This is a genomic window from Cupriavidus sp. WS, assembly GCF_000395345.1.
In the GTDB taxonomy this organism is placed as follows: domain Bacteria; phylum Pseudomonadota; class Gammaproteobacteria; order Burkholderiales; family Burkholderiaceae; genus Cupriavidus; species Cupriavidus basilensis_B.
In genome coordinates, this window is record NZ_AQPL01000618.1 from 1 (window position 1) to 5,048 (window position 5,048).

General features: G+C 65.0%; 6 protein-coding genes. 4 read left to right on the forward strand and 2 right to left on the reverse strand.

What is annotated here, in order from left to right:
- A partial coding sequence (locus tag K206_RS44520) for a hypothetical protein (RefSeq protein ID WP_043367876.1) occupies positions 1 to 1,169 on the forward strand: 1,169 nt, incomplete at its 5' end.
- Positions 1,170 to 1,574: 405 nt separating this feature from the next.
- Here K206_RS44520 and K206_RS0135690 read toward each other — a convergent pair.
- Positions 1,575 to 1,817, reverse strand: coding sequence for a hypothetical protein (locus K206_RS0135690; RefSeq protein ID WP_020207028.1), 243 nt, complete (start codon positions 1,815 to 1,817; stop codon positions 1,575 to 1,577).
- Between the two features lie 297 nt (positions 1,818 to 2,114).
- Complete coding sequence (locus tag K206_RS43440; protein ID WP_155888413.1) at positions 2,115 to 2,408, reverse strand: hypothetical protein; 294 nt, start codon at positions 2,406 to 2,408, stop codon at positions 2,115 to 2,117.
- A gap of 518 nt (positions 2,409 to 2,926) precedes the next feature.
- On the opposite strand from K206_RS43440, the gene K206_RS40385 reads away from it, so the two are divergent.
- The 3 genes from K206_RS40385 to K206_RS0135710 all read left to right on the forward strand — a co-directional run.
- Positions 2,927 to 3,877, forward strand: coding sequence for a DNA-binding protein (locus K206_RS40385; RefSeq protein ID WP_081651632.1), 951 nt, complete (start codon positions 2,927 to 2,929; stop codon positions 3,875 to 3,877).
- A gap of 85 nt (positions 3,878 to 3,962) precedes the next feature.
- Complete coding sequence (locus tag K206_RS0135705; RefSeq protein WP_020207031.1) at positions 3,963 to 4,235, forward strand: hypothetical protein; 273 nt, start codon at positions 3,963 to 3,965, stop codon at positions 4,233 to 4,235.
- Between the two features lie 224 nt (positions 4,236 to 4,459).
- On the forward strand, positions 4,460 to 5,048 hold a 589-nt coding region (locus tag K206_RS0135710), incomplete at its 3' end, for a DNA-binding protein (RefSeq protein ID WP_020207032.1).

Consider the following 5,048-nt stretch of genomic DNA (forward strand, 5'->3'; position numbering starts at 1 on the left):
ACGGGCCGGGCGCGGACCTCGCCGGCCGGGCGACGCTGGCGTGGTCGATCCAGCAAAGCGGCACGGCCGCAACCATCGTCGGCATGCCCACCAGCACCGGCGTGACGATCGGCATCGATGCCGCACAGGTCGACGCCTATGCCGCGACGCTGACGCTGACGGCGACCTATCCGGACGGCCGCACCAACAGCAGCACGCTGCCGCTGACGTCCACGGGCGCATGGACACGCCTGCCGGATGCGCCCATCGCCAACCCGTCGGTGGTCAGCCTGGCGATCGACAGCACGCGCGTGTGGCGGCTGAGCGCCGACGGCAGCCAGCCGGCGCGGCTGGAGCGCTTCGGCGTGGCCGGCGAAGGGCCGGTCGAGCCCGCCACGGCGCTGCCGGCGGTGGCCCGGGGCGTGTGGCTGGCGGCGGATACGGATCCGGCGAATTCGGCGGTGGTGGTACAACTCGGTGCCGATGGCGCGAGCGTGCCGTTCGGCAGCTTCGACGCGGCCTTCGCCAATCCGCGCGCGGACTTCACGTTGACCGGTTGCGCGCAATATGCGGCCGATGCGACGGCCGGGCGCCGGTTCGTGAAGACCTCCGGCGGGGCCAGCATCATGACGACCGGGTGGTGCGCGACGGACGCATCCTGGTGGGCACAGCAGGTCGGCGTGACCGCACGGCGGAATTTCGATTCTCCGTCCGGCGAGCACATCGTCGACGCGCGTCCGTTTGCCGACGGTAGTGCCGTGGGATTCTTTTCGACCGGCGAACGGTTGGTACTGAACGCCGGGAATGCCGGCTGGAGCTACTGGTATCTGAATCAGGCCCGGCTCAGCCTCGGGGCCATCCCCGCCACGGCAACCGACCCGTATGGTGCCTTCTATGGTTATCAGGGCGGGATAGGCATGATTGTCACCCAGGGGCCAAACGCGCCCTATGTGACATTGCCCGGCGCCGTCCCGACGCTGACCAAGCTGCAGGCGACACAGAACTTCCTGGTCGGCCTCGCCGGTCCCGCGCTGTCGCTGCTCGACCTGAGCGGCCTCGTGCCCTCGACGTTGATGCTGCCGTGCGTCGGCCAGGGGGCCGATTTCGAGGCAACGCAGGATGCTAACGGCAAGCTGCGCGTCGCCGTGCGCCTCACGGACGGCTCGGTGTGGGTCTACGACCAGCCTTGAGATGGGCGCCAGGGGAAAGCTGAGCCGAGAAAGAGCACGAGAATGTGCACGCTGAGAAAAGTGGCGTTCGTCCCCATGCGCCAGGCCATGCCCATCGCCAACAGGGGCACTATTCGCGTGTGTCCCGGTTGGTTTGCGGGATGGCCCGGCTGAAGGCGTCGAACAGCGCCTGGACCCGGGCCTCATCTTCGGGGAGGCGGCGGGTGCTGGCGCTTCAGCGCCGCCATTCCGTCCGCCAACGCCTCTAGCACGGCCTTGCTAGGGCCAACCTTGCCATCGGCAGCCTTCAGGCTGGCCAGCTGTTTCGTGCTCTGCAGGCTCCGATCTGGAGCCTATCCGGGCGGATCGGGATACGTTGCTGTGGTCCTCGGCTGGCACGCGTCGATCGTTCGTCCTAGTCTTTCCTTACCTGCGGGTGCCCGAGCGGATCTCGCCGACGATCCGTTCCACGTCAGCGCGAGCGGCGTCCCACTCCGAGTCAGCGGCAAACAACTCGGCCAAGTCCTGCTGCGCCGGCACACCGCTGCCCGAAGGCACAAATTGCCGGGTGACAGCGATGAAGGCGGCTTGCCGTCGGTCAAACGCGCGGCGCTCTCGCTCTAGCGCCGCGCGCTCTTCCGCCCGTTGGTTTTCTTGAGTGCCGGTCATGGTGCACTCGCGCTCGGAGGGTGGCCCTGGGCCGCCTCGTCGCTGTCGTTGTCGGCCATTAGCACGGCGGCCACCTCGATAGCTGTATGCCAGCCATGGATGGGCTCGACAGAGCGCACGGTACCCGTGGTTGTCCCGCCCACGAGTACGTGGACCGGCGCGCTGCCCAACCCCTCATGTGAGATCGCCTGCAATGCTGCAATTAGCTGGTCCACGCTCAGACCTTCCGGTGGCAAGATTTTCATGTGTTCCGTGCGAGTTTCGATACCGAAAATCCGGAGGAGCAGAATCGTTTACTCAATTGATTATTGTCTGCTCGCTGGCGTTAACCTCTCTGACCTCATAGTAGCTGTTCGGGGTCGTATTGACGAAGACTACGCGTGGTCGCTTGCCATCCAATAGATGCTGCTGCATTTTGGCGCGGGCGCCGGGGTGGATGCCGACTTTGCCGGCTCGCCTCTGGGCCAGGGCGCTCACCTCAAACGGCCCACCGCAAGCCGGGCACTGGTACTGATAACCGCGGTCAGGGAGGCGACTGCGCTCAGCGATCTGGTCCAGACACAACGGACATTTTGCATGTTCGAAAGTCATGATTGGCCTTTATTTAACATAACCTTTATTCTGCGAAGGAATGGTAGGTTTACGGCTATTGCGTTCTGAGGCCTTGAAATCCCGCATCAAAATAGCTTGTTTAATTGGATCGAAGCGGCGCGAACTGGTGCGGCCGATCAAGATAGCATTGATAAACTCGGGCGCGCTATCGGCGCAGCGCTACAACCAGCCCATTTGCGAAATGGGGTTCTGGCACCGCTGTATGGGATACAAAGCCAGGCGCTGCCTGTGTTGGACGACAGAGTGCTTCGACAGGTGTGCAACACATTATAGAGAACACATCGGCGCTGAGGGCTGCGCAGGAGGCCAGACTGCAGCGCATTCATGGCGTGGCCACAGATGTGTATTTCCGCCTCCCGCGACTCGGCAGCGGGGCCCAAGCTCTGGCGGCCGGGGGGCGGCTTCCCTACTCCTTAGACATCGGGAGAAAAACTTTGCCGTAACGCGTATCGTATCGTATCATCAGAATACGCGATACGATACGATACGGAGCCCATATGGCTAGAGTTGGAGTTTCCTACGAGAGGGTGGCGGCCGCTGCAGACGCTCTTCTGGCTGAAGGGCAAAAGCCCACTTTGCGCGCTGTGCTCGAGCGTCTGGCCACGGGCAGCATGAACACTATCCATCGGCACTGGTCGGTATGGGCCGCTCAGCACAAGCCGGCACCTCGAAAAATCAACGAACCGAATACTAGGTTGCTGCAGGCCTTGGGAACGGAGCTATCGAAGGCCGCGGAAGAAGCCGCGAGCGAGGCAGAAGCGAACCTGGCTCAGGCCATGAAGGAGCTGGCGGTCTTCAGCGCAAACGGCGAGGCCCTGGAAGCTGAACGCGACGCCCTCGCTGAGCAGCTGTTGCAGGTGACCAAAGAGCGCGATGTCCTCGCTGGCAAGGGCGAAGAGCAACTGGCGGAGATGGCCCGGTTGAACCAGGAACTCGAGCGGGAGCGGAATGAGCTCGCGGCCGTCCGTCGGCAGCTCGTGCAGGCGGAGCTTCGAGTCGAGGCGGTACCTCGTCTCGAAACCGACCTCTCGGAGGTTCGCGCCTTGCTGGCAGCCGAACAGGCCGCGCGGGTAGAGGCCGACAAGACGGCTGCGACTGCTGTTGCGGTGGCGGAGCGGGCGGCAGCAGTTGCGGATGCGCAGCGGGCGGCCGCGGTTTCGGCGCAGTCCCAGGCTGAGGCAAGACTGGCCACCGTTGAGAAGCGGGAAGAACAGGCTCATGCCGATCTAGTCGCCGCGCACACGGCACACCAAGCTACCCGGGAGCAATTGACCTCCGCTGTAGGCGCAGCAGCTGCGGCCCAGGCAGAGCTGAAAGCGCTCCGCGAAGCGGTTGAGCAAACGCAAGATTCCGCGACAGCCGCGCCCAGATCAGGTCAAGACGATGATGCCGCCGGCGCCGCCGCCCCGACCCGGGCCCGCGGGAGAAAGGAGGCAAGCAAAGACTGATAGACACCGGCTGTCGCTCTGCTCCCTTGACTCGCGGGCGAGGTCTGTAGATTTGGAAGCACACCTTCCATTTCCAGTGCCACGCATGCAAGTTCAGCAGCTTTCACTCTTCGAGCCGGACGTACCGGCCTTCCCTCCCCCACTGCTGTTGCTGGCTTGTTCTGCGACAAAGCTCGATCATGCAGCTCCCGCGATCGAGTTGTATCGCGGCGTGATGTACGAGACCTTCAAGGTTCATCGTTGCCCGGCCACGCCGCTGCGGGTCATCATCCTGTCCGGGGTCCCCTTGATTCCCGCGCAGTTTACCGGTGTAGCCACCTCTAGCATCCATGCGGATTTCCGGGCGACGAACACCTGAAACCCCAGTCAAATCAGTCACTTGCTGACTGGTCCTTTTTCCTATTTTTTGGAACGTTGGCCGGGCCCGCGTGGCGACCAAGCGCGCCCGTGGGCGCCGAAGCCCTCGTTTCGGCAAGATAATAGAATTTATCGGTCTTTGGCTTCCACAAGCCATACAAAAATGGCTTTCATAACGTTAGCATCGTGCGTAAGATAGCGTGAAAATCACGCACGGAAGTCGCCATGCCCCGCCTCGCCGCCACCCCCGAACAGATCCGCGCCACCGTGCTGGCCATGCTGACCGAGGCCGGCGACGCGGCGCCGCCCACCGCCGCGCGCTTCCGCCGCGCGGTGTCGGTGCGCAAGCTGCGCGCGCGCCTGGGCGGCGGCGACCCGGCGACGCTGTCGCGCACGCTCAACACGATCGAGGCCGAGGTGGTGCGCGCGGGCCTGGCCGACCTGGCGCTGCCCGAGATCCCGGTCGAGATCGCCGAACAGATGCGCGCGCTGTGGCAGGCCGCGGTGGCGGTGCAGCTCGACGACGTGGTGCGCCTCAAGCGCGAGGCGCAGGCGGCGGCCGAGGCCGCGCAGGCCGCCCGCGCCGAGGCCGAACTGCGGGTCGAGCTGCTGCGCCAGGAACTGAGCGAGGTGCGCGGCCAGCTTGCCGCGCGCGACACCGCGTTGGCCGAAGCGTGCGCCGCCCAGGCTGCGGCCATCGCGCGCGCCGATGAGCAGGCCGCACGCCGTGGCGAACTGGAGGCGGCGCTGGCGACCGCCCAGGAACGCGCCACGACTGGCGAGCGCGCCCACGCCGACGCGGTTGCCACCATCC

Coding starts and splice junctions, on each gene's coding strand:
- K206_RS0135690 (WP_020207028.1), bottom strand. CDS start 1,817: ATGACCGGCACTCAAGAAAACCAACGGGCGGAAGAGCGCGCGGCGCTA.
- K206_RS43440 (WP_155888413.1), bottom strand. CDS start 2,408: ATGACTTTCGAACATGCAAAATGTCCGTTGTGTCTGGACCAGATCGCT.
- K206_RS40385 (WP_081651632.1), top strand. CDS start 2,927: ATGGCTAGAGTTGGAGTTTCCTACGAGAGGGTGGCGGCCGCTGCAGAC.
- K206_RS0135705 (WP_020207031.1), top strand. CDS start 3,963: ATGCAAGTTCAGCAGCTTTCACTCTTCGAGCCGGACGTACCGGCCTTC.